The sequence below is a fragment of the Arthrobacter sp. TmtSoilC77 genome (assembly GCF_059739415.1).
On the sequence record NZ_AP046050.1, the window covers coordinates 481,255 to 502,054 of the forward strand.

18 protein-coding genes are annotated in these 20,800 nt (G+C 62.6%); 3 read left to right on the plus strand and 15 right to left on the minus strand.

The genetic code is table 11. From position 1 onward, the window contains the following. Positions 1-60: 60 nt before the first annotated feature. Positions 61-570, minus strand: a complete 510-nt coding sequence (locus AC6I99_RS02370) for a MarR family winged helix-turn-helix transcriptional regulator (RefSeq protein ID WP_224095074.1) — start codon at positions 568-570, stop codon at positions 61-63. A 24-nt stretch (positions 571-594) separates the two neighbouring features. After that, positions 595-2,313, minus strand: a complete 1,719-nt coding sequence (locus AC6I99_RS02375) for an AMP-binding protein (RefSeq protein WP_497960094.1) — start codon at positions 2,311-2,313, stop codon at positions 595-597. 137 nt (positions 2,314-2,450) lie between these two features. Between AC6I99_RS02375 and AC6I99_RS02380 the strand changes: the two genes are divergently transcribed. Continuing rightward, positions 2,451-3,671, plus strand: a complete 1,221-nt coding sequence (locus AC6I99_RS02380) for an acyl-CoA dehydrogenase family protein (protein ID WP_497960096.1) — start codon at positions 2,451-2,453, stop codon at positions 3,669-3,671. Between the two features lie 69 nt (positions 3,672-3,740). On the opposite strand, the gene AC6I99_RS02385 is transcribed toward AC6I99_RS02380, so the two are convergent. The 13 genes from AC6I99_RS02385 to eat all read right to left on the minus strand — a co-directional run bounded on the left by AC6I99_RS02385 (position 3,741) and on the right by eat (position 18,592). Then, entirely contained in the window at positions 3,741-5,375 is a 1,635-nt protein-coding gene (locus AC6I99_RS02385) for an APC family permease (protein ID WP_224166204.1), read from the minus strand. Positions 5,376-5,754: 379 nt separating this feature from the next. Further along, positions 5,755-7,395, minus strand: coding sequence for a GMC family oxidoreductase (locus AC6I99_RS02390; RefSeq protein WP_497960100.1), 1,641 nt, complete (start codon positions 7,393-7,395; stop codon positions 5,755-5,757). Then, positions 7,396-8,907, minus strand: coding sequence for an aldehyde dehydrogenase family protein (locus AC6I99_RS02395; protein WP_497960101.1), 1,512 nt, complete (start codon positions 8,905-8,907; stop codon positions 7,396-7,398). Positions 8,908-9,141: 234 nt separating this feature from the next. Then, positions 9,142-9,300 (minus strand): hypothetical protein, encoded by a 159-nt coding sequence (locus AC6I99_RS02400; RefSeq protein WP_497960104.1) that lies wholly within the window; start codon positions 9,298-9,300, stop codon positions 9,142-9,144. Positions 9,301-9,384: 84 nt separating this feature from the next. Next, the gene (locus AC6I99_RS02405; RefSeq protein ID WP_497960106.1) at positions 9,385-10,221 is read right to left on the minus strand and encodes a sulfurtransferase; all 837 of its coding nucleotides are present in this window, start codon (positions 10,219-10,221) and stop codon (positions 9,385-9,387) included. A gap of 108 nt (positions 10,222-10,329) precedes the next feature. Next, positions 10,330-10,932 (minus strand): TetR/AcrR family transcriptional regulator, encoded by a 603-nt coding sequence (locus AC6I99_RS02410; RefSeq protein WP_497960107.1) that lies wholly within the window; start codon positions 10,930-10,932, stop codon positions 10,330-10,332. A 44-nt stretch (positions 10,933-10,976) separates the two neighbouring features. After that, on the minus strand, positions 10,977-11,735 hold the full coding sequence (locus AC6I99_RS02415; RefSeq protein WP_497960108.1) for a MerR family transcriptional regulator: 759 nt from the start codon (positions 11,733-11,735) through the stop codon (positions 10,977-10,979). 90 nt (positions 11,736-11,825) lie between these two features. Beyond that, positions 11,826-12,494: a PadR family transcriptional regulator gene (locus AC6I99_RS02420; protein WP_497960111.1), complete on the minus strand. Its 669-nt coding sequence runs from the start codon at positions 12,492-12,494 to the stop codon at positions 11,826-11,828. A 302-nt stretch (positions 12,495-12,796) separates the two neighbouring features. Then, positions 12,797-13,579 (minus strand): 3-oxoacyl-ACP reductase, encoded by a 783-nt coding sequence (locus AC6I99_RS02425; RefSeq protein ID WP_224093969.1) that lies wholly within the window; start codon positions 13,577-13,579, stop codon positions 12,797-12,799. 31 nt (positions 13,580-13,610) lie between these two features. Then, the gene (locus AC6I99_RS02430) at positions 13,611-14,981 is read right to left on the minus strand and encodes an aldehyde dehydrogenase family protein (RefSeq protein WP_497960113.1); all 1,371 of its coding nucleotides are present in this window, start codon (positions 14,979-14,981) and stop codon (positions 13,611-13,613) included. After that, positions 14,978-15,748, minus strand: coding sequence for a gamma-glutamyl-gamma-aminobutyrate hydrolase family protein (locus AC6I99_RS02435; RefSeq protein ID WP_497960114.1), 771 nt, complete (start codon positions 15,746-15,748; stop codon positions 14,978-14,980). Before AC6I99_RS02435 ends, AC6I99_RS02430 begins: the two co-directional genes overlap by 4 nt. After that, positions 15,729-17,111 carry a glutamine synthetase family protein gene (locus AC6I99_RS02440; protein ID WP_497946817.1) on the minus strand — a complete coding sequence of 461 codons (1,383 nt, stop codon included), beginning with the start codon at positions 17,109-17,111 and terminating at the stop codon, positions 15,729-15,731. Before AC6I99_RS02440 ends, AC6I99_RS02435 begins: the two co-directional genes overlap by 20 nt. A gap of 50 nt (positions 17,112-17,161) precedes the next feature. Then, the gene (eat, locus tag AC6I99_RS02445; RefSeq protein ID WP_497946816.1) at positions 17,162-18,592 is read right to left on the minus strand and encodes an ethanolamine permease; all 1,431 of its coding nucleotides are present in this window, start codon (positions 18,590-18,592) and stop codon (positions 17,162-17,164) included. A 285-nt stretch (positions 18,593-18,877) separates the two neighbouring features. On the opposite strand from eat, the gene AC6I99_RS02450 reads away from it, so the two are divergent. Together AC6I99_RS02450 and nadE are read left to right on the plus strand one after the other, a co-directional pair. Then, entirely contained in the window at positions 18,878-19,594 is a 717-nt protein-coding gene (locus tag AC6I99_RS02450; RefSeq protein ID WP_497946815.1) for a FadR/GntR family transcriptional regulator, read from the plus strand. A 197-nt stretch (positions 19,595-19,791) separates the two neighbouring features. Continuing rightward, the gene (gene nadE, locus AC6I99_RS02455) at positions 19,792-20,613 is read left to right on the plus strand and encodes an NAD(+) synthase (RefSeq protein WP_497946814.1); all 822 of its coding nucleotides are present in this window, start codon (positions 19,792-19,794) and stop codon (positions 20,611-20,613) included. Positions 20,614-20,800: the final 187 nt, after the last annotated feature.

The window sequence follows — 20,800 nt, forward strand, 5'->3', positions numbered from 1 at the left end:
AAACGCTCCACCCCCCAATGCGGCAATGGAGCTTTAGGATACGCCCGTTGGCGCGTTGAGTCACTCCTCCGTAAAGTCCCCGGCATCCCTGCGGAAAGTCCCCAGGACGCGGATGAGGTGATCGACGTCGTCGGCGCCGAAGCCTGACTTGCCGAAAACCTCGGAATTGAGTGCCGCCGTCGCCTTCTTGGCGAGGGTGCGGCCCTCGGCAGTGAGCTCGATCAGGGTGGTGCGGCCATCGGTGGGGTGCGGCGAGCGGGCCACCAGGCCGGCCTTTTCGAGACGGTCGACGGCGTTGGTCACCGAGGTGGGATGCACCTGCAGCAGCGCACTCGCCTTGTTCATGGGGAGTGCGCCGCTGCGGGCGAAACTCAGCAGCGCGAGGAGTTCGTAGCGTGCGAAGGTCAGGCCGAACGGTTTGAGGACCGTCTCGATGCGTGCAAGCAGGATCTGCTGGGTGCGCATGATCGCGGTGATGGCAGCCATGGGCGCCGCGACATCGCCCCAACCATGCCGTTCCCAGTTGCGTTGGGCGTCGGCGATGGGGTCGCGGGGGAGTGGGGTGCCCATGGGCCTCCTTCGTTGCTCGGGTGGCTAGTCTTTCAGATTCGGGAACTCTTCCTCGGTGTATTCCAGGCCGAGGCCTGCCGGCAACGGTCCGCTTCCGTGCCGCGCCACTTCCGTGCCGCGAAGTTCCACACGCCTGATCTTGCCTGAAATGGTCTTGGGCAGTTCGCCGAATTCGAGACGCCGGATCCGTTTGAAGGGCGCCAGGTGCTCGCGACAGTATCGCAGGATGTCCTCGGCAACGGCGGGTCCGGGTTCGTAGCCGGCGGCGAGCACCACAAACGCTTTCGGCACCGACAGCTTCACAGGGTCAGGCGAAGGTACGACGGCGGCCTCCGCCACGGCGGGGTGTTCGATCAGTACGCTTTCGAGTTCGAAGGGCGACAAACGGTAGTCGGAGGATTTGAAGACGTCGTCGTCCCGGCCCACATAGGTGATGACGCCGTCGGTGTCCCGGCTGGCCATATCGCCGGTGTGGTAGTAGCCGTCGCGGAACGCCTCTGCTGTTTTCGCTTCGTCACCGAAGTAGCTTTTCATGAGCCCCACGGGCCGGGGGTCCAAGCGCAGGCAGAGTTCGCCGTCGTCGGCTTCCTTGCCGGTCAGCGGATCGACCAGGACGACGTCATATCCGGGCAGCGGCCGGCCCATGGAACCGATCTTCACCGGCTGTGCTGGCGTGTTCGCGATCTGGACGGTGGATTCGGTCTGGCCGAAACCGTCGCGGATGGTGACGCCCCACGCTTCCTCCACCTGGCCGATGACTTCCGCATTCAGCGGTTCGCCGGCGGACACCACCTTCCGGGGCGGCAGGGCCAGCTGAGTGAGGTCCGCCTGGATGAGCATGCGCCAGACGGTGGGCGGCGCGCAGAAGCTTGTGACTCCTTCGCGACCCATTTGGTCCATGAGGGCGGCCGCATTGAAGCGTTCGTAATTGTAGATGAAGACGCAGGCCTCGGCGATCCAGGGTGTGAAGACGTTGGACCAGGCGTGCTTGGCCCAGCCGGGGGAGGCGACATTGAGGTGCACGTCGCCGGGTTCAAGGCCGATCCAGTACATCGTGGAAAGGTGGCCCACGGGGTAGGAGGTGTGGGTGTGCTCCACGAGCTTGGCCCTCGAAGTGGTGCCGGACGTGAAGTAGAGGAGCAGTGTCTCGTCCGCTTTGGTGGGGGCATCGGGCGTGAAGTCCGTGCTGGCGTCGTACGAATCCGCGTACTGCAGCGCCTGGGCGTTGGCGTGGTCCGCCCCGACCTCAATGAGCGTGTAATCGCCCGCCACGTCCGCGAACTTCCCAATGTTGGCGCTACCCACGGCCACCCAGTTGGCCCCGCCGCGTTCTACGCGGTCTTGGAGATCCCGGGCGCCCATGAGGGTGGTGGTGGGGATCATGACGATGCCCAGCTTGATGCCGGCAAGCATGAGCTCCCAAAGCTCCACCTGGTTGCCAAGCATGATGATCATGTGATCCCCGCGTTTGACGCCCTCGCTGCGCAGCCAGTTGGCGAGTTGGGAGGACCGTCGCGAAAGGTCCGCAAATGTGCGCCGTGTGGGACTGCCGTCCTGCTCCACGATGACCAGTGCCGGTTTGTTTCCCCGTTCCGGATCCGCAGCGATCTGGTCGAACCAATCGAGGGCGAAGTTGAATTCGTCAAAACGTGGCCATTCGAATTCCCTGTGGGCCTGCCTGTAATCCTCGCGCAGTTCCAGCAGCCGGTCACGGGCCGCACGGAAGTCTTCTGTGACTGTCATAGTCCGCCTTTCGCTGGGGGATTAGTGCCTCGGCGCCGTCGCCGGAGCACCCCGCCTAGTGGTCCACATCACCTTGCAATATACTAGGACATCCAAGGGTTTGGAAGAGCCTGCGTTGGACATGACGAAGGGGTCAAATGCTCGACGAAAAAGCAGCTGCCGGCACCGTTACCAGCGGCGAACCGACACGGAAAGTCCTCCCTCCTTATCCGGAGGCGGACCTGATGCATGTAGTGGACCTGCTTCCTGCGGGGGAGCAGGCGCGGTACGCGGAGGTGCGGGAGTTCCTCCAAACGCGGATCCGCGCTGCCAGCATCGAATATTGGAACCGCGAAGAGTTCCCGTTCGGGCTCCTGGCCGAAATGGCAAAATACGGGCTCGGCGGGCTGCAGACCGACGGCTCCTCCAAGCTGTTCAAGGGCCTCATGTACACCGAGATTGCCCGGGCAGACGTGTCGCTGTCCGCGCTCGTGGGGATCCATAACGAACTCATTGTCGGCATGATCCATGAACTCGGCTCTCCCGAACAAAAGCGGAAGTGGCTGCCCGGGCTGGAGGCCTTCACACAGTTGGGCGCCTTCGCGCTCACGGAACCGGACCACGGTTCGGACATCGCCGGAGGACTCTCGACGACGGCGCGGCGCGACGGCGGTGAATGGGTCATCAACGGTGCCAAGCGCTGGATCGGAGCGGGGACAATCGCCGACTTCGCCTTGGTGTGGGCCCGTGACGTGTCTGATCACCAGATCAAGGGCTTCATTGTGGAGACGGACCGGGCAGGATACTCGGCCACCAAGATCACCAACAAGATCGGCCTCCGCATCATGCAGAATGCGGACATCACGCTGGACGACGTCCGGATTCCTGCGGATAACCTGCTGCCCGGCGCCACGGCATTCTCCCGGGCCAATGACCTGCTGCGGGACTCGCGGGCCTGGGTGGGGTGGCAGGCTGCGGGCATCCAATTGGCGGCCTTCGATATTGCCAGGTCCTACGCCTTGGAACGTAAACAGTTCGGCAAGGAATTGGCCCGGTTCCAGCTCATCCAGCAGCAACTCGCGGACATCCTGGGCAACGCCAATGCCTCACTGTCCTTGATGGTGGAACTGGCCCGCATCCAGCAGGCGGGAAAGCTGGAAATGGTGCAGGCCGCGATGTGCAAGGCGACCACAACGCGTTTGGCGCGCTCGTCCGTGGCTATGGGCCGGTCCCTGATGGGAGGAAACGGCATCACCACGGATTACGAGATGGGAAAGCTCTTCGGCGACGCCGAAATCCTGTACACCTACGAGGGCAGCTACGAGATCAACTCCATGATCGTGGCCAGGGCCGTAACGGGAAAGTCGGCATTCGTCTAGAACGACACTGAGGGCATCTCTTCGCTCGTGGAACGCAAGCGAAGAGATGCCCTCAGTGTCAGACTGCTATCAACTTTGGGTTAGGACCTGGACAGGTTCGGGGGAATTTGGCTCGGCGGAGTTTGGCTCGGCGGAGTTTGGCTGAGCGGAGGCTGGTTCGGGGGAGGGAGCCGCAGCGGCGTGCTCGGCCAAAACCCCTGTCCGGTGCCTGATACGGAGGCGGTAAAGGAGCGTTCCGCCGATGATCACCGCAGCAACGAACATGACGCCGCCCCACTGCAGGTACCACTCGAAGGGCGGTACCGAGTTGTAGATCTCCGGCCGTGGCCAGATCAGGTTCACCGTCATCGCGCCGCCCCAGAGCACTGCCAGGATGTTCACGGGCAGGCCCCATTTGCCGAGGCTGAATCCCGGTTCTGATCCGTCGTCCTTCAGGGGCCACTTCTTAAGGAACCGGCGCCGCAGCATCGGAACGGTGACCAGCAGGTAGGAGAGGTAGATCAGGACGATGCTGATGCTGGAAAGAATGGTGAAGATGGCCGGCTGGGAGATGTTGACGATCAGCGGGATCACTGCCACTGCACCGATGACGATGGCGGCCACTGTGGGGGTTTTCCGCGTGGGGTGCACTTTGCTGAGCTGGCGGCTGAAGGGAAGGTTGTTGTCCCTGGCCATGGCGAACATCATGCGGATAGCTGCTGCATGCACGGCCAGTGTGCAGACCACTACGGCCACCACGATGCAAACCAGGAAGGCCTTGCCGAACGGGCCTCCCAGCACCGAAAGAACGATGTACTGGAGTCCGCCATCTGCAGCTCCCAGCTTGGGATCGGACAGATCCGGCGCAGCTAGGATTCCGCCAAGCAGGAGCAGGCCTCCCAAGAGGAAGGACGCCGTAACGGCACGCAGGATAGCCTTGGGAGCCGTGCGCTTGGGGTCCTTGGTTTCCTCGCCCAGGGAGCTTGCGGTGTCGAACCCGTACATGACGTAGCCGGAGGCCATGGCGGCAATCATGAACACCCCGAAGAAGCCCAGGGGATGTTCTTCGCCGAATCCGGCCGTATCCAGGAGGACTTCCGGTCCGCGCACTGAATGCCAAATCAGCGCCGCTATCAGCAGGACGGCCGCAACCAGCTCCACGAATACGCCCACGCTGTTGATCATGGTCATGAGTTTCACACCGAAAGCGTTGATGAGTGTGGAAATGCCGATCATGATGCTGGCAAGGATGACGCCGTTGACGGCGAAGTCGTAAGGCCCGGTTCCATCGCCCACGAGCTGGAAGCCGCTCCAGATCTGCGGCAGGGTAATTTGAAGGGCCAAGGCAACTGATCCCAGCGCCATGATCGAGGAAAGCAGGAGCAACCAGCCCGCCAGCCAGGCCCATGTTCCGCTTGAGAGCCGTTTGGCCCAGTTGTAGACAGATCCAGCCACCGGGTAGCGGCCGGCCAGTTCCGCAAAGCACAGTGCCACCATCAGCTGGCCGACGAAGACGATGGGCCATGACCACGCATAGGCAGGCCCAGCCGTGGAAAAGCCGAAGTAAAAGAGTTGAAAAACGCCGGTGAGGATGGAGATGTAGCTGACGCCGGCGGCGAAGCTGGCGAACTTACCGATGCTGCGGTCAAGGGTTTGCGCATAGCCAAACTCGTCCATGCCGCTTGCATCGCTCTTGCAGGGTCCTAATTTGCTGGGTTCTGACATTCGAACTCCTAACTCAGACGTGCACCGAATGGTGATGACCTGCGGCCGCCATTGGTCGCAGTCGAAATCAATAGGCCGGGCACCACTATGTGCCTCCGGCTGTTCCCCCATGGTTGTAACGGGGCTGGCTGGGCCTTCGAGGTGGTCGAAGTCCAGGCCTGCCCGCCAAGCCGCGACCGTATAGGTGTGGCGTGGGTCATAAGAAGAGGTTAGTTCAGATTGAACAGGCGTTCAAGACTTGTCTATGAACAAATGTTCAAGATAATGCGGGCGCCCATTCAAGGCGTAAGTGCTCGCGGGCGCTGAAACGTGGGCATGGAAAACGCCGGTGGGGGCGCTGAACGCACCCTCCACCGGTGCTTTCACTGGCAATCGCGCCTCAGGCGGGGGTCAAGCTGAAGTCCGCCTCCGCCGTCGTTGATTCAACCGTCCGGCTGGCCTTGATGAGGTCCGCGCACCGCTCACCAATCATCATGACGGTGATGTTGGGGTTGACAGTGACGTGTTCCGGCATGACGGAGGCGTCGGCAACGCGAAGGCCGGTAACGCCCTTGACCCGCAACTCGGGATCCAGCGGTGACATGTCATCGTCCACGGGACCCATCCGGACAGTACCGACCGGGTGGTACACCGTGTTGTGCGTTTTGCGGATGTAATCCTGCAGTTCCTCGTCCGTCTGTGCCTCGATACCAGGGGAGAGCTCCCGGCCGGCCCACTCGGCCATGGCAGGCTGCGCAGCGATTTCCCGTGCCTTGCGGATGCCGGCAACCATGACCCGCATGTCGTGGCCCTCCGGATCCGTGAAGTAACGGGGGTCCACCATCGGCTTGTCGCGGAAGTCCCGGCTGCGCAGCCGGACGGTTCCGCGGGAACGGGCGTGGGTGACGTTCGGGGTGAGGCTGAAGCCATTTTCCGTGGTGGGGTAGCCGTGCCGAAGGGTGTTCATGTCGAACGGGACAGAGCCGTAATGCATCATCAGGTCCGGACGATCCAAGCCCTCTTCAGTGGGGGTGAAGATGCCAATCTCCCACCACTGGGTGGAGGTCTGCACCATGGGCTGCTTGGCCTCGAACTGGACAACGCCTTCCGGGTGGTCCTGGAGGTGCTCGCCGACGCCGGGGGAATCGACCACCACGTCGATGCCGTGTGCGGCCAGATGCGCGGCCGGGCCGATGCCGGACAGCATGAGGAGCTTGGGCGAGTCGATGGCTCCGGTTGAGAGGATCACCTCGCGATGCGCTGTGAGCCGGTGGGTCCGGCCGAAAGCCGAGTCAACGACGTCGACGCCGGTGCAGCGCTTGTCCGCGTCGAACACCAGTTGGCGCGCCCGCAGGCCGGTCAGCAGCGTGAAGTTTTCGCGTTCGATGATGGGGTGGATGTAGGAGACGGAGCTGGAGGAACGCGTCCCGTCCGCACGGCGGTTGATCTGGAAGAAATTTGCCCCGTTGATCACAGTGCTGCCGTCATTGAACTTAGCGCGGGGGATGCCGGCCTGCTCGCAGGCATCAAGGAGCGCGACGCCGGTGGGATCCGCCGGGGGAACGTTCATCAGGTGCACGGGCCCCGAGTCGCCATGGTGGGGAGCGTCCGGGCCTGCATCCTCATTGGTTTCCAGCCGCTGGTACAACGGCCAGGCCGCGGCGGCGTTCCAGCCGGTGGCGCCGTACTTTGACTCCCACTCGTCCAGGTCTTCGCGCGGGGCCCAGAAAGCGATGCAGGAGTTATGGCTGGAGCAGCCGCCCATGACCTTGGCCCGGGCGTGGCGCATGAAGGAGTTGCCGTTCTCCTGCGGTTCCACCGGGTAGTCCCAGTCATATCCCGACTCCAGCAGTTCCATCCAGCGGTCAAGCTGCAGAATCTCGGGGAGGCCGCGGTCATCCGGACCGGCTTCAACAAGTGCCACGGAAACGGAAGGATCCTCACTCAGGCGTGCGGCTACAGCGGCCCCGGCCGAGCCGCCGCCAATGACGACGTAGTCGAACCCCCGGTCGTTGAGTTTCTCGATGTTCTCGGTGTGCATCTATTTCTCCTTGCTGCGGTCAGCGAACCAGCCCGTTACCTGCGGGTTGGTGTTCTGGTAGATGTGCTTTGCTTCCTGGTATTCAGCGAGGCCGGTGGGACCGAGCTCGCGGCCGACGCCGGACTGGCCGAAGCCGCCCCATTCGGCCTGCGGAAGGTAAGGGTGGTAGTCGTTGATCCAAACGGTGCCGTGCCGCAGACGGCCTGCTACCCGCTGCGCCTTGCCGGCGTCCTGGGTCCAGACGGCGCCGGCCAGTCCGTAAATGGTGTCGTTCGCGGTGGCTACGGCTTCGTCTTCGGTGCGGAAGGTCTCCACGGTCACTACCGGGCCGAAGGCTTCGTCAACCACAACCGACATTCCCCGTTGGACGCGGTCCAGGATGGTCGGCTGGTAGTAGAAACCGGCGTCGTACTTCTCCCCTTCCGGCGGCGCGCCACCGGTCCGCAGTCGCGCGCCTTCTTCAATGCCGCGCTGGACGTACTCGTGGACCTTGTCGCGGTGCTCTGCAGAGATGAGCGGTCCGGTTTCGGCGTCATCGTCGAAGGGGCCGCCGAGGCGGATGTCCTTTGCCCTGCGGACCAACTCGTCGACGAAACGCTCGGCGATGGATTCCTCCACAACCAACCGCGCCCCCGCAGAGCAGACCTGGCCCGAGTGCACAAACGCGCCGTTCAACGCATTGTCGACGGCGGCGTCGAAGTCCGCGTCGGCAAACACGACGTTGGGGTTCTTGCCGCCAAGTTCCAGGGCGACCTTCTTGACGGTTCCGGCGGCCGCAGCTGCGATACGTTTGCCGGTTTCCAGGCCGCCGGTAAAGGAGACCAGGTCAATGTCAGGGTGCTCTGAAAGGGGTGCGCCCGCTTTGGCTCCGGGGCCTGTCAGGAGGTTGGCGACGCCGTCGGGCAGGCCAAGGTCCTTAAGCAACTGCATGGCAAGGATTGCCGTGGATGGAGTCAGCTCGGCGGGTTTGAGGACGAAGGTGCAGCCAGCGGCCAACGCGGGAGCGATCTTCCATGCAGCCTGCAGCAGCGGGTAGTTCCACGGCGTGATCAAGCCGCAGACACCAACGGGCTCGTAGACAATTTTGCTGACGACGGCGTTGTCCCCAGCATCGACTATGCGGCCTGCCGACTGCCCGGCGAGCCTTCCGAAATATTCGAAGCAGGCAGCGATGTCATCGATGTCGATACGGCTTTCGATGATCCGCTTGCCGGTGTCCAGCGATTCAGCGCGGGCGAACTTCTCCCGGCGTTCGCGCAGTTCCGCGGCGACCTTCAGCAGAAATGCACCGCGATCGGGCGCTGGAACAGAGGACCATACGCCGGAGTCAAAGGCTGCACGGGCTGCCGAGATGGCGCGCTCAGCATCTTCGCGGCCCGCCTCGGAGACCGTGGCGACCAGTTCGCCGTCGGCCGGGTTGTGGATCTGGCGCACCGCGCCGGACGCGGCCGGCTCCCACGCGCCGTTGATGAAAAGAGTGGATGCGGAATCGGAGAATGTGGCTTGGGTCATACGATGCAGATTAGTTCATCTTGAACATCTGTTCAAGAGTCAGTATGAACAAATGTTCAAGATTTCGGGCTGCGTCTTGGGGCGATGACCACGTACAGCTACTGCCATTCCGGCGCGGACACAACAACGGCGCCCCTACCGTTGCCGGAGGGGCGCCGTCGTGGTCCGGAAGCTATTCGCAGTATTCGATTCTTGGCTCTCCGGCACACGTTAAGCCGAAAGCGCGCAGCGGAATCAGCTGTCCCCGGCCCGTGCTGCCCTCTTCAACTCAGCGATCCTCAGCCGTAGGAAGATGACGGCCAAGACCAGGGCGTACACGGCCAGGGCGGCCACCGCGATCATGAAGACCGCGTACAGGATGCCCATAATTCCGAAGGCTGGACCCAAATTCATTACTACCCCCAATAGTCGTTGAGCCCCCATGCTACGCAAACCACGAGCGATTTCCGTGGACCAGTGGTACTCGTACGGCGTCTGTCAGCCAAGCTCGGCTCGGCGAGCCTCGGCTCCGTACTCTGACCATCCACCTGGGTAGAGGCGGCCGCGGCCGAGTCCTGCATGCTCGAGGGTGAGAAGGTTGTGGCATGCCGTGACGCCTGATCCACAGTAGGAGATAACGGCAGTCGCATCTTCGATCCCAACCTTCGCAAACGCTCGTCGGACCTCAGTGATCGGGCGCAGGCGTCCGTCAGGACCGAGGTTCTCGCGGCATGGGACGTTCACGGCGCCGGGGATGTGTCCGGCCTGGGGATCGGTGGGCAGTTGGAGGCTTCCGTCGAAGCGGTCGGCGTTTCGAGCGTCGACGATGATCCCGGCAGCCCCTGCCTTAATGTCCTCAAGCCGGGCGAGATGCTCCTTCGGCCACGGTGACGGCGTGAAAGTCGCGGGCGTCGGCTTGGCGGGCGTCGTCTCCAGCGCTTCTGTCCACGCGGCAATCCCGCCGTCGAGCAGCGCCGCCCGATGCCCGAGGGCGCGTAGCATCCATACGAGCCGTGCTGCGATGACTCCTCCCGCATCGTCATAGGCGACGACGGTCGTGGAGTCGCCGATTCCCAGGGAAGACATTCCCTGCGCGAACACTTCAGGGTCGGGAAGAGGGTTCAGGCCGCGTGGTCCCGAACTGCCCGACAGCCATGAATCCAGGTCCACGAACAGCGCGCCTGGAAGGTGGCCGCCGTCGTACGCTGCACGACCCGACGTGCCGTCGAGGTACCACCGAACATCAGCGGTGACAACGTTGGTTCGGTGTGCCTTGAGCCATGCGGCATCAACAAAGGGCGGAAGGTCCTCTTGGGTTGTCCGGCTATCGTCCATACATGCAGGCTAAAGGACGTGTCCATTATTCGAGCAAAAACGTCCCATTATGCGGACGCTTGCCTAGGGCGGTCGCGACCGTCGCCGCAGAATCCCCTATGCCTGTGTTCAACCGTCGTTACCCCGCGAAGGGGCGAAAGCGATCTGCTCCGTGCGGGCAATACCTCGCTCGATAGCAGCCTTGTCTATGCCCAGGAGCGTGGTGAGCCACATGCCGTTTTGCACGACGACGATGTCTGCTGCGCGCTCCCTGCACTCATCAGCAGAAAGCCCGGGTCTGGCATTCCCTATGAGTGTGGCAAGCCCGACCAGATACCGGTCAAAAGCCGCCGCGTTGATCCGTGCAAAGTCCTCGTCAGCCTGGGCGAGGGCCCAGAGGTGGAGGCGGAGGGACAGGTACGGCGTAGTCAGGAGATCAGGGTCCGCAACGCGCCGAAGTGACTCCCGGAGTTGCTCCTCAGGGGTTGATGCCGGCTCCGGCTCCACGAGCATGAGGTCGTGCTCTTCGATCCGGTGCAGAACCGCGCGGATCAGGCTCGACTTGTCCTCGTAGTAGTAGTTCACGAGCCCAAGCGCCACGCCTGCTTCACGCGCCACGGCTCGCATGTTGATGCCCGAAATGCCGTGGCGGGACAGGAGGTCCAGGGCCGCTTCGAGAATACGTGTCTGCCTGTCAACCTGTTCGCTGGACTTTACGGTGCTTGTACCCATTCGGCCAGACTATTGCCAAACCCGAATCGGCGCATCCTGGCTGCCTACAGGTTTTCCTCCGCGTAAACCCGCAGGGCATCGCGAACGAACGTGGCTCCCGGCTCGCCGCCATAGTTCGCGGCAAATCGAGGATCAGCAACGTACATTTCACCGAGGCCTGTGACGTAGCCTTTCACGTCTCCACCGGGTGTGGCGGACGGTGTGCCTGGGATTCCGCGGAGCCATTCCACGTGGCGCCTTGCCAGTTCTTGTGCTTCAGCGCTATCCGGCGCGATGCCGGATGTGGCAGCGGAGATCCAGTCGCTACCCAGTTGGCGGGAGCGGTCCTTCCATTGCTGCTTTTCTTCGGCGCTCATGCCGCGCCACCAAGCGTCACTGGTGGCGTAAGCGTCCTTGCCCCAGCGTTCCTCTACCTCGTCCTTGTATTGAGTGTGGTCGAAGCCGTCAAACATGTCCTGTGCCATGTACTTTCCATCCCCTTTCAATGTGTCAATGGTTTGCCGCACCGACGCGATTTGCCGCGACAGGCGGTCCTGCTCTTGCCCAAGCCATTCCAGATGGCCGCTCAACGCCTTGACGGTGTCGGTCTCCCTGGCCAGCACGTCGGCAATCGCAGGCAAGCCCAGTCCAAGTTTCCGGAGCAGGAGGATCCGCTGGAGCTGCACCAAGGCCGGACCGTCGTAATAGCGGTAGCCGTTATGACCGGTCCGGCTTGGCTTGAGCAGCCCAATATCGTCGTAATGACGCAGCGTGCGGCTGGTGGTCCCTGCCATTTTGGCAATTTCCTGGATCGACCAGTCCATGTGTCCTCCGTCCGACCTTCGCGTTCCTGGCTTGTCCTTTGACAGTAATGGTTGACGTTACGTCAAGGTCAAGGGAGTGGATTGGAGGAATCAGTCGGCCAGGATCAGGTAGAGCGCACGGCGGGTTTCATCGAGCTTTTCGATCGCCGCCCTGCGCTGTTCGTCGGTTGCCGCGGCGCGGAACTGGTGGACGACGCCCATCAGTTTCCCGATGCTTTGGTGGAACTCCTGCATGTTTCCGTCAGCCTCGGTGTTCCAGGCGTTGGCAAGTTCTTCTTCATGCTCTGCAACGTAGGCCCGGCCATCGTCCGTCAAAGTGAATTCCGTCCTGCGCCCCTCGCCCACGGCTGCGATGAGTTCTTCATCAACCAGCTGCTGCAGCGTGGGGTAGACGGACCCGGGGCTGGGACGCCAGGCTCCGGAGGTCTTCTCGGCGATGGTCTTGATCAGTCCATAGCCGTTGGAAGGAGCCTCGGCGAGCAGGGAAAGAATTGCAGCGCGGACGTCGCCTCGGTTACGACGGGGACCGCCCGGCCCGAACCCGCGGGGACCGAATCCGCCGGGGCCGAACCCGCCGGGACCAAATCCGCCAGGCCCGAATCCCGGGCCGAAGCCTGGCCCGCGGCCGGGTCCGCCGTGTCCTTGGGGACCCCGGCGCCCTTTGCCGCGATTGAAGCGGCCGCGTCCATGGCCGTGTTCGGGAAGTCCGGAACCGTGTTCCGGGAACGAGCTTTCGTCGTGATTGTGGATGCCTTTCATAACAGCATCATCCTTTCGGTTAGTGGTTCGCCGAAGGAATATCGGCGATAGTTAACGATATATCGGTAACTATCGGAACGTCAATAGTCTTTTTGGGGATCGGGCATCGGGTGGGGACGGTTGGGATGTGAGCGAGCATCGGGTGGGGACGGTTGGGATGTGAGCGGGCATCGCGTGAGGACGGTTGGGATGTGAGCGAGCATCGGGTGGGGACGGTTGGGATGTGAGAGAACGTTAAAGTCCGACGGCGGGTGCGGGCTTCACGTGAAGTCCGCACCCGCCGTCGGGGTTCTTGGGAAAGCCTACGAAAGGGGAGTGACGTAAGCTCCCGAGATCCCGCCGTCCACCAGGAACGTGGAGGCTGTGATGAAGGAAGCGTCGTCACTGGCGAGGAAGGCGACAGCCGCGGCCAGCTCTTCGGGTTCCGCAAAGCGACCCAGGGGCACGTGCACCAACCGCCGGGCTGCCTTCTCGGGGTCCTTGGCGAAGAGTTCCTTCAGCAGGGGAGTGTTCACCGGGCCGGGGCAGAGGGCATTGATGCGGATGCCCTGACGGGCGAATTCGACGCCGAGTTCGCGGCTCATGGACAGCACGCCACCCTTGGAGGCGCTGTACGAAATCTGGGACGTTGCCGCTCCCATGACGGCCACGAACGACGCCGTGTTGATGATGGAGCCCTTGCCCTGCTCCTGCATGTACGGGATGGCGTACTTGCAGCAGTAGTAGACGGAGGTCAGGTTGACCTCCTGCACCCTGCGCCAGGCGTCGATTCCGGTGTCGAGGATGGAAGCGTCGTCCGCGGGGGAGATACCGGCGTTGTTGAAGGCGATATCCACGCTGCCGTAGGTCTCTTTGGTCTGGGCGTAGAGGTTGCGCACCTCTTCTTCGCTGGTGACGTCCACCTTGACGAACAGGCCGCCCACTTCATTGGCAGCGGCGATTCCGGACGTCGGTTCGATGTCGGCGATGACGACGTTGGCGCCCTCAGCGGCCATCCGGCGTGCTGTGGCCAGGCCGATGCCACTGGCACCGCCGGTGATGACTGCGCTGCGGCCTGCGAGACGGTTCGAAACTACTGATTGCATTGGTGCTCTCCTTGGAAAAAGTGGAAAAAGTTCAGGCGGACTGGGTGGAAATAAAGACGTTCTTGACTTCGCTGAAGGCATCCAGCGCGTCGGGGCCAAGCTCGCGGCCAAGGCCGGACTGCTTGAAGCCGCCAAAAGGCGTGGAGTACCGGACGGACGAGTGCGAATTCACTGAGAGGTTGCCGGACTCGACGCCCCGGGCTACACGCAATGCGCGGTCCACCTTGGACGTCCAGATCGAGCCGGACAGGCCGTACTCCGTGTTGTTGGCGATCCGGATGGCGTCTGCTTCGTCGTCGAACGGCACCACGGCAACAACCGGCCCGAAGATCTCGTCGGTGAATGACGGGGCTTTTACATCCGGGGTCAGTACAGTCGGCGGGAACCAGAAGCCCGGCCCTTCCGGCGCCTTCCCCTGGAAGGCGACCGGTGCGCCGTCGGGCACGAAAGCGGAAACCGTGCCCAGCTGCTGGGCCGAAATCAGCGGACCCATTGTGGTGGCCGGATCTGCGGGGTCTCCGACACGCATGCCCAGGACCTCTGGTTCCAGCAGCTCGAGGAAGCGCTCATAGACGCTGCGCTGCACAAGGATCCTGGAACGTGCGCAGCAGTCCTGCCCGGCGTTGTCGAAAGCGCCACCGGGGGCGGCGGCCGCAGCCATCTCAAGGTCGGCGTCGTCGAAAATGATGTTGGCGCTCTTGCCGCCCAGCTCAAGCGTCACGCGCTTCACCTGCTCGGCGCAGCCGGCCATGATCTGCTTTCCCACGCCCGTGGAACCGGTGAAAACCACCTTGCGGACCGCCGGATGGGTGACGAACCGCTGGCCCACCACGGAACCCTTGCCGGGAATCACCTGGAAGACGCCGTCGGGGATGCCGGCCTCAAGGGCCAGCTCGCCCAGGCGGATGGCTGTCAGCGGCGTGACCTCCGCCGGCTTGAGCACAACAGTGTTGCCTGCGGCCAGTGCGGGGGCAAATCCCCACCCTGCAATGGGCATCGGGAAGTTCCACGGAACAATGATGCCAACAACGCCCAGCGGCTCATGGAAGGTCACGTTGACCCCGCCGGCCACGGGAATTTGCCGTCCGAAATGACGTTCCGGAGCAGCCGAGTAGTAATTGAGGACGTCGCGGACGTTGCCCGCTTCCCATCGCGCGTTGCTAATGGTGTGGCCCGCGTTGCGCACCTCAAGTTGCGCGAGGTTCTCCAGGTCATTGTCGACGGCGTCAGCGAACCGTCGCAGCAGCAGCGCCCGGTCCGCGGGGGCAACTGCCCGCCACGTCTCGTAAGCGGCGGCTGCCTTGGCAATGGCTGCGTCCGTTTCTGCCTGGCCAGCCAAGGGAACAGTCTGGATGACCTCCTCGGTGGCCGGATTGATCACATCAAACACTGTTGCTGTCATGCGGGGGACATCGCTTTCATGGTTGCGGTCTGGTCTGAGCGGTAGCCGGCGGCAGCTTCCACGAACCCGCGGAACAGCCGGAGATCGTTGGGGTTCTGTTCCGGATGGAACTGAACACCCAGAACCCAGCCGCCTTCGGTGGTTTCAACGGCCTGGACCAAGGCATCGGCGGACCTGGCCGTTACACGGAGCGTGTCCGGCACGGAGTCCAGGGCCTGGTGGTGGTAACACGGGGAGGTGGCGGAGCCGCCCAGCAGGTGATGGATGAGGCTGCCCGGGGTAGTTGTGAAGGATGCTTCTCCGTAAACCCCAGGTGCCGGCTGGCTCTTGCTGTCTGGAATGACGTCGGGGATGTGCTGGATCAAAGTCCCGCCCAGTACGACGTTGAGGAGCTGCGCTCCGCGGCAGATCGCGAACAGCGGGAGTTGGCGCTCAAGTGCGGCACGGATCAGGGCGGAATCGTGCGCGTCCCGCAGCGGCTGCGGCTTGGTAGCTGGGTGCGGCGGCTCGCCGTAGAGGGAAGGATCGACGTCGGGACCTCCCACCACGATCAAGCCGTCCACCAGGTCCAGCACGGATTCGTCGGTGCCCAGCGGAGGGAGCAGGATTGGTGTTGCTCCGGCTGCGACCACTGCCTCCACGTACGTTCCCGGGAGGATTGCCGCCGTCGTATTCCACACTCCCCAGGAGGCCTCCTGAAGGTAACTGGTGAGCGCGATCCTGGGCTTGTACGGTTGCCCGTAAGTTTCAGAGACGTTCGAAGCCACGGACCCGCTCCCAATCTGTGATGGCGCTGTCGTAAGCGGTGAGCTCAACGTTGGCGGCGTGGACGTAGTGGTCCACCACGTCGTCGCCGAAAGCCTTGCGGGCAATGCTGCTCTCGGCCAGGAGGTCCCGCGCGTCCCGCAACGTAGTGGGCAGCCGTTCCGCATCGGATTCGTAAGCGTTGCCCTTGGTGATTGCCGGCAACTGGAGATCGTTCTCGATGCCATGGATGACTGCGGCGATCATTGCAGCCACGGCGAGGTAGGGGTTCACGTCGCCGCCGCCCACGCGGTTCTCGGTGCGGAGGCCGCGGCCGTGACCCACCACGCGGAGCGCGCAGCTGCGGTTGTCCAGGCCCCAGGCGATCGCCGTCGGGGCGAAGCTGCCTTCCACGAATCTCTTGTAGGAATTGATGTTGGGCGCCAGGAAGTAGGCGAGTTCGCGCAGCGCGGCGAGTTGACCCGCAACGAAGCGTTCCATCAGGGGACTGAAGCCGTGTTCGCCGTCGCCCGCCAGTACCGGGTTCCCGTCCAGGTCGGTGAGGCTGAAGTGGATGTGGCAGGAGTTGCCTTCACGCTCGTTGAACTTGGACATGAACGTGATGCTCTTGCCGTGCTGGTCGGCGATTTCCTTGGCGCCGTTCTTGTAGAACGTGTGCTTATCGCAGGCCGCGAGGGCTTCATCGAAGCGGAACGTGATTTCCTGCTGGCCGAGATTGCATTCGCCCTTGGACGACTCGACCACCAGACCCGCGGCTTCCATGTTGTTGCGGATGGAGCGGATCACTGGTTCCAACCGGGCTGTGGCAAGGAGCGAGTAGTCCACGTTGTATTGCGTCGACGGCGCAAGGCCCGTGTAGTTCTTCTGCCAGGCCTGGTTGTATGAGTCATCGAACATCAGGAACTCAAGCTCGGTGCCAACGTGGGCCCGGTAGCCCAGCTTTTCGAGCCGTTCGATCTGCGCTTTCAGGATCTGCCGTGGTGATGCTGCCACGGGCGTCCGGTCTGTCCACAGGACATCGCACTGCACGATGGCTGTGCCTTCGAGCCAAGGGACCTTCCGGAGTGTTGAAACGTCCGGCAGCATCACCATGTCCCCGTAGCCGGTCTCCCAGGACGACATCGCGTAGCCGTCCACGGTTTGCATTTCAACATCCACGGCGAGCAGGTAGTTACAGCCCTCCGCGCCGTGATCCAGGACGTCTTCAAGGAAGGAACGCGCACCGCAGCGTTTGCCCTGGAGGCGACCCAGCGCATCGGTGATGGCGACAATGACAGTATCGATCTCGCCCCTTGCTACGGCTTCGCGCAGTTCGTCGACGGTGAGCTGCCGGTTCCGGCTGGACTCTTGGATGTGGGAATTCATGATGTCTCCGCAGTGTGGTTCTGTGAGTGGATGTCAGGTTCTGCTGGCTGCTACTTCAGCTCGGCCTCGGCCATGGCGAGTTGGGCGAACTCTTCCTCGGGTGCGCCCGCCACGATCCGGTGCCGGCTGTAGAGCCAGTAGTAAAGGAGGGCAGCGGCAAAAATCGCTGCCGTAATGGAAGCGGCAAAGACGTCGACGACGAACGTCGCCACGACTGCCACCGCGGACAGGACCAGGGCAATCGACGTCGTGACGATCCCGCCCGGCGTCTTGTAACCGCGGTCCAGGTTGGGTTCCTTCTTGCGAAGGACGATGTGCGAGAGGTTCAGCAGGACGTAGGAAACCGTCGCGCCGAAGACGGCGATGTTGATGAGCAAGGCACCATCCTGGGTGATGGCCGCGAGGAGGAATCCAATGGTGCCCGGAACAATCAATGCCCAGTACGGGGTGCGCCGTTTGCCGGTGAGGGAGAGCCAGCGGGGGAGGTAGCCTGCCCGGGAGAGGGCAAACAGCTGGCGTGAATAGGCGTAAATGATGGAGAAGAAGCTCGCCACCAGACCAGCCAGTCCCGCGTAATTGATGAAGTCTGCAAGGAAGGTGTTGCCGCCATAGGCGATGCGTAGGGCTTCAGGCAGCGGGTTGTCGGATTCGCTCATGGCTTGGGAGCCAGCTGCGCCGGGTACCAAAACCAGCATCAGCGCGCCAAAAACGACCAGGATGATGACGGCCACAATGATTCCACGGGGCATGTCTCGCTTTGGATTCGACGTTTCCTCAGCCGCGAGGGGAACGCCCTCCACCGCAAGGAAGAACCAGATTCCGTAGACCAGCGCAGCCAGGATGCCGCTGATACCCATGGGCAGGAACGCGCTGGAGCCTGCGGATCCATCGGGAACAATATCGAACAGCCGGGCCGAATCGAACTTTGGAAGCAGGCCGACGACGGCGGCGGCCAGGGCGATGGTGGCCACCGCGGTGATGGCGAACATGATCTTGAGGGCTTCGCCGACTCCGCGGATGTGGATGCCGATGAAGATGACGTACGTGACCAGGTAGACCGGCCACGAGTTGGTGAGGCCAAAGAGACCAAGTGCCTCCACATAGCCGCCGATGAAGGTGGCAATAGCTGCCGGTGCCACCGCGTATTCGATCAGGACCGCCATGCCGGTTGCGAATCCACCGAGTGGTCCCAGGGCCCGGCGGGCGAACGCATAGCCGGCCCCCGCCGTCGGGAGCGTTGATGAGAGCTCAGCGAGCCCGAAAACCATGCAGGTGTACATCACGGCCATGAGAAGGAAAGCGATCAGCAGGCCGCCCCAGCCTCCTTGTGCCAGGCCCAGGTTCCAGCCGGCGAAATCGCCGGAGATCACGTAGGCCACTCCAAGTCCCGCGAGGAGAACCCATCCGGCGGCACCCCGTTTGAGGCGCCGGTGCTTCAAATACTCATCCTCGCCGCCGGGCGGCTGGTGCACTGTTTCCATGCGTGTTCCTATCGTCTGAGGAATGCTTCTGGGAAAAGTCGAGCGGGGGATCAATCAGATCCTAAAGGACTGTTTTCAGTCCAAAGTGTGCTTCAAAGTCTGGAGCGTGATTCGCCACGAGTCAAGACTTTTCTGAAAAACCTGATGACTTGGATCACAATTCGAGGCGTGTCCAATGGTTTCTTTGATGACCTTTATTGCTCGGCGTGGGTAGCATGGAGGCAGCAGCGCCCTATGAATGGCCTCATTGGTTGGCGCAGCCCGCATTCCGTGGAAGGAGATGCCGTGCCGGACTCACCGTTTGGCCCGTCGTTCTCGATGCTGCGCCCAGTCAGGGGCGGCAACGCGTTCGAAGAGACCATCGAACACATCCTGCAGACCATCAAGCTGGGGATCTTTGCTCCGGCCGAGAAACTGCCGCCCGAACGCGAACTGGCCGAACAATTGGGAGTCTCCCGCGCCACCCTTCGCGACGCCTTGGGGGAGTTGCAAAGCGCCGGCTATCTGGAAGTCCAGCGCGGCCGGTACGGCGGAACATACGTTTCCACAACGGCAGTCCAGCGCCAGCCGGACCAAGGACCGCTCGACCCCGCCGAAGTGGAGGACGTCCTGCTCTTCAGGTCCATCATCGAGCCTGCCGCCGCTGCTTTGGCCGCCAAAGCGGACCTCTCCGCAGCTGCCCGCCGACACCTACAGGTCTGCCTCTCTGAAGTCAGCGCTTCCCCTGCCCTGGGCTACCGTCCGCGCGACGCCCGGTTCCACATCGCGATTGCCGAATTGTCCGGCTCCGCAAGCCTGGTAGGCGCCGTGGCCGAAACACGGTCCCGGCTCAACGAGCTCCTGGACCGGATCCCCTTGCTCAGCACCAACCTGGAACATGCCAACGAACAACACACCGAGATCGCCGAAGCGATCCTGCGCGGCGATGCCCCCGCCGCCGAGCGGGCCACCATCGAACACCTGGAAGGAACGGCTTCACTGCTGCGCGGCTTCCTCGCCTGATCCTCGCTCACGTCCTGCGGCTTTTTGGCGGTCGTTCTCTCACGTCGTGCGGCTTTTCAGTGATCGTTCTCTCACATCGTGCGGCTTTTCGGTGATCGTTCTCTCACATCCGAGGCCGCCCAGGTCGAATCAAAGGACGTCGAATCGCGTCGCAATATGGTTGAGCCTTTGTCATGCGGCTGACTAGTGTTGGACACATGCGCGAACTCCAGGCCAAGATCATCGAGGAAATGGGCGTCCAGCCCCGGATCAACCCCCAAGAGGAGGTCCGCAAACGGGTCACGTTCTTGAAGGAATACGTGAAAGCCACGGGCACAAACGGCTTTGTGCTGGGCATCTCCGGGGGGCTTGATTCCACTCTTGCCGGTCGCTTGGCACAGCTGGCAGTCGAGGAATTGGAAGCTGAAGGCGTTAACGCGAACTTTGTCGCGGTCAGGCTCCCCTACGGTATTCAGCACGACGAAGACGATGCCCAAGCCGCGTTGGACTTCATCAAGGCCAAAACCGAACGGACCTTCAACATCTCCCGCGCCGTGGACGGATTCGAGGAAGAGTTCGAGAAAACCACTGGCGCTGAAATCTCCGACTTTCACAAAGGCAACACCAAGGCCCGCGCACGCATGGTTGCCCAGTACGCAATCGCCGGCGAACACAACTATCTGGTGATCGGCACAGACCACGGCGCCGAGTCCGTCACGGGCTTCTTCACTAAATATGGCGACGGCGGTGCGGACATCCTGCCGCTGTTCGGTCTGAACAAACGCCAGAACCGCGAACTCCTGGCCGAGTTGGGCGCTTCCGCGCGACTTTGGCAGAAGGTGCCCACGGCTGACCTGCTGGACGACAAACCAGGCCGTACCGATGAAGACGAGCTCGGAGTCACGTACGACCAAATCGACGACTACCTTGAAGGCCGCGAAGTTTCCGACGGCGTTGCGGAAATCATTGAGCAGAAGTATCTCCGCACGCGCCACAAGCGCACAGTGCCGGTCACCATCTTCGACACGTGGTGGAAATAGCCCCGCATTTCCTCTCGCATATCCAATAGGTTTTTGGCGGTCGTTCTCTCACATCAAACGTGCTTTTGGCCGATGCGCTCGCACATAGCACCGGGCTTCGACGCGGAGCTCCCATCACGCAGTCCCACGAAAACCTTACGGCCGCACGGCCCGACGTGGGACAAACGCGTTGAGTGCCGACGTGCAG

Excerpts from the sequence above, each read along its gene's own strand:
- AC6I99_RS02370 (WP_224095074.1), bottom strand. The coding sequence starts at position 570 with ATGGGCACCCCACTCCCCCGCGACCCCATCGCCGACGCCCAACGCAAC.
- AC6I99_RS02375 (WP_497960094.1), bottom strand. The coding sequence starts at position 2,313 with ATGACAGTCACAGAAGACTTCCGTGCGGCCCGTGACCGGCTGCTGGAA.
- AC6I99_RS02380 (WP_497960096.1), top strand. The coding sequence starts at position 2,451 with ATGCTCGACGAAAAAGCAGCTGCCGGCACCGTTACCAGCGGCGAACCG.
- AC6I99_RS02385 (WP_224166204.1), bottom strand. The coding sequence starts at position 5,375 with ATGTCAGAACCCAGCAAATTAGGACCCTGCAAGAGCGATGCAAGCGGC.
- AC6I99_RS02390 (WP_497960100.1), bottom strand. The coding sequence starts at position 7,395 with ATGCACACCGAGAACATCGAGAAACTCAACGACCGGGGGTTCGACTAC.
- AC6I99_RS02395 (WP_497960101.1), bottom strand. The coding sequence starts at position 8,907 with ATGACCCAAGCCACATTCTCCGATTCCGCATCCACTCTTTTCATCAAC.
- AC6I99_RS02400 (WP_497960104.1), bottom strand. The coding sequence starts at position 9,300 with ATGAATTTGGGTCCAGCCTTCGGAATTATGGGCATCCTGTACGCGGTC.
- AC6I99_RS02405 (WP_497960106.1), bottom strand. The coding sequence starts at position 10,221 with ATGGACGATAGCCGGACAACCCAAGAGGACCTTCCGCCCTTTGTTGAT.
- AC6I99_RS02410 (WP_497960107.1), bottom strand. The coding sequence starts at position 10,932 with ATGGGTACAAGCACCGTAAAGTCCAGCGAACAGGTTGACAGGCAGACA.
- AC6I99_RS02415 (WP_497960108.1), bottom strand. The coding sequence starts at position 11,735 with ATGGACTGGTCGATCCAGGAAATTGCCAAAATGGCAGGGACCACCAGC.
- AC6I99_RS02420 (WP_497960111.1), bottom strand. The coding sequence starts at position 12,494 with ATGAAAGGCATCCACAATCACGACGAAAGCTCGTTCCCGGAACACGGT.
- AC6I99_RS02425 (WP_224093969.1), bottom strand. The coding sequence starts at position 13,579 with ATGCAATCAGTAGTTTCGAACCGTCTCGCAGGCCGCAGCGCAGTCATC.
- AC6I99_RS02430 (WP_497960113.1), bottom strand. The coding sequence starts at position 14,981 with ATGACAGCAACAGTGTTTGATGTGATCAATCCGGCCACCGAGGAGGTC.
- AC6I99_RS02440 (WP_497946817.1), bottom strand. The coding sequence starts at position 17,111 with ATGAATTCCCACATCCAAGAGTCCAGCCGGAACCGGCAGCTCACCGTC.
- eat (WP_497946816.1), bottom strand. The coding sequence starts at position 18,592 with ATGGAAACAGTGCACCAGCCGCCCGGCGGCGAGGATGAGTATTTGAAG.
- nadE (WP_497946814.1), top strand. The coding sequence starts at position 19,792 with ATGCGCGAACTCCAGGCCAAGATCATCGAGGAAATGGGCGTCCAGCCC.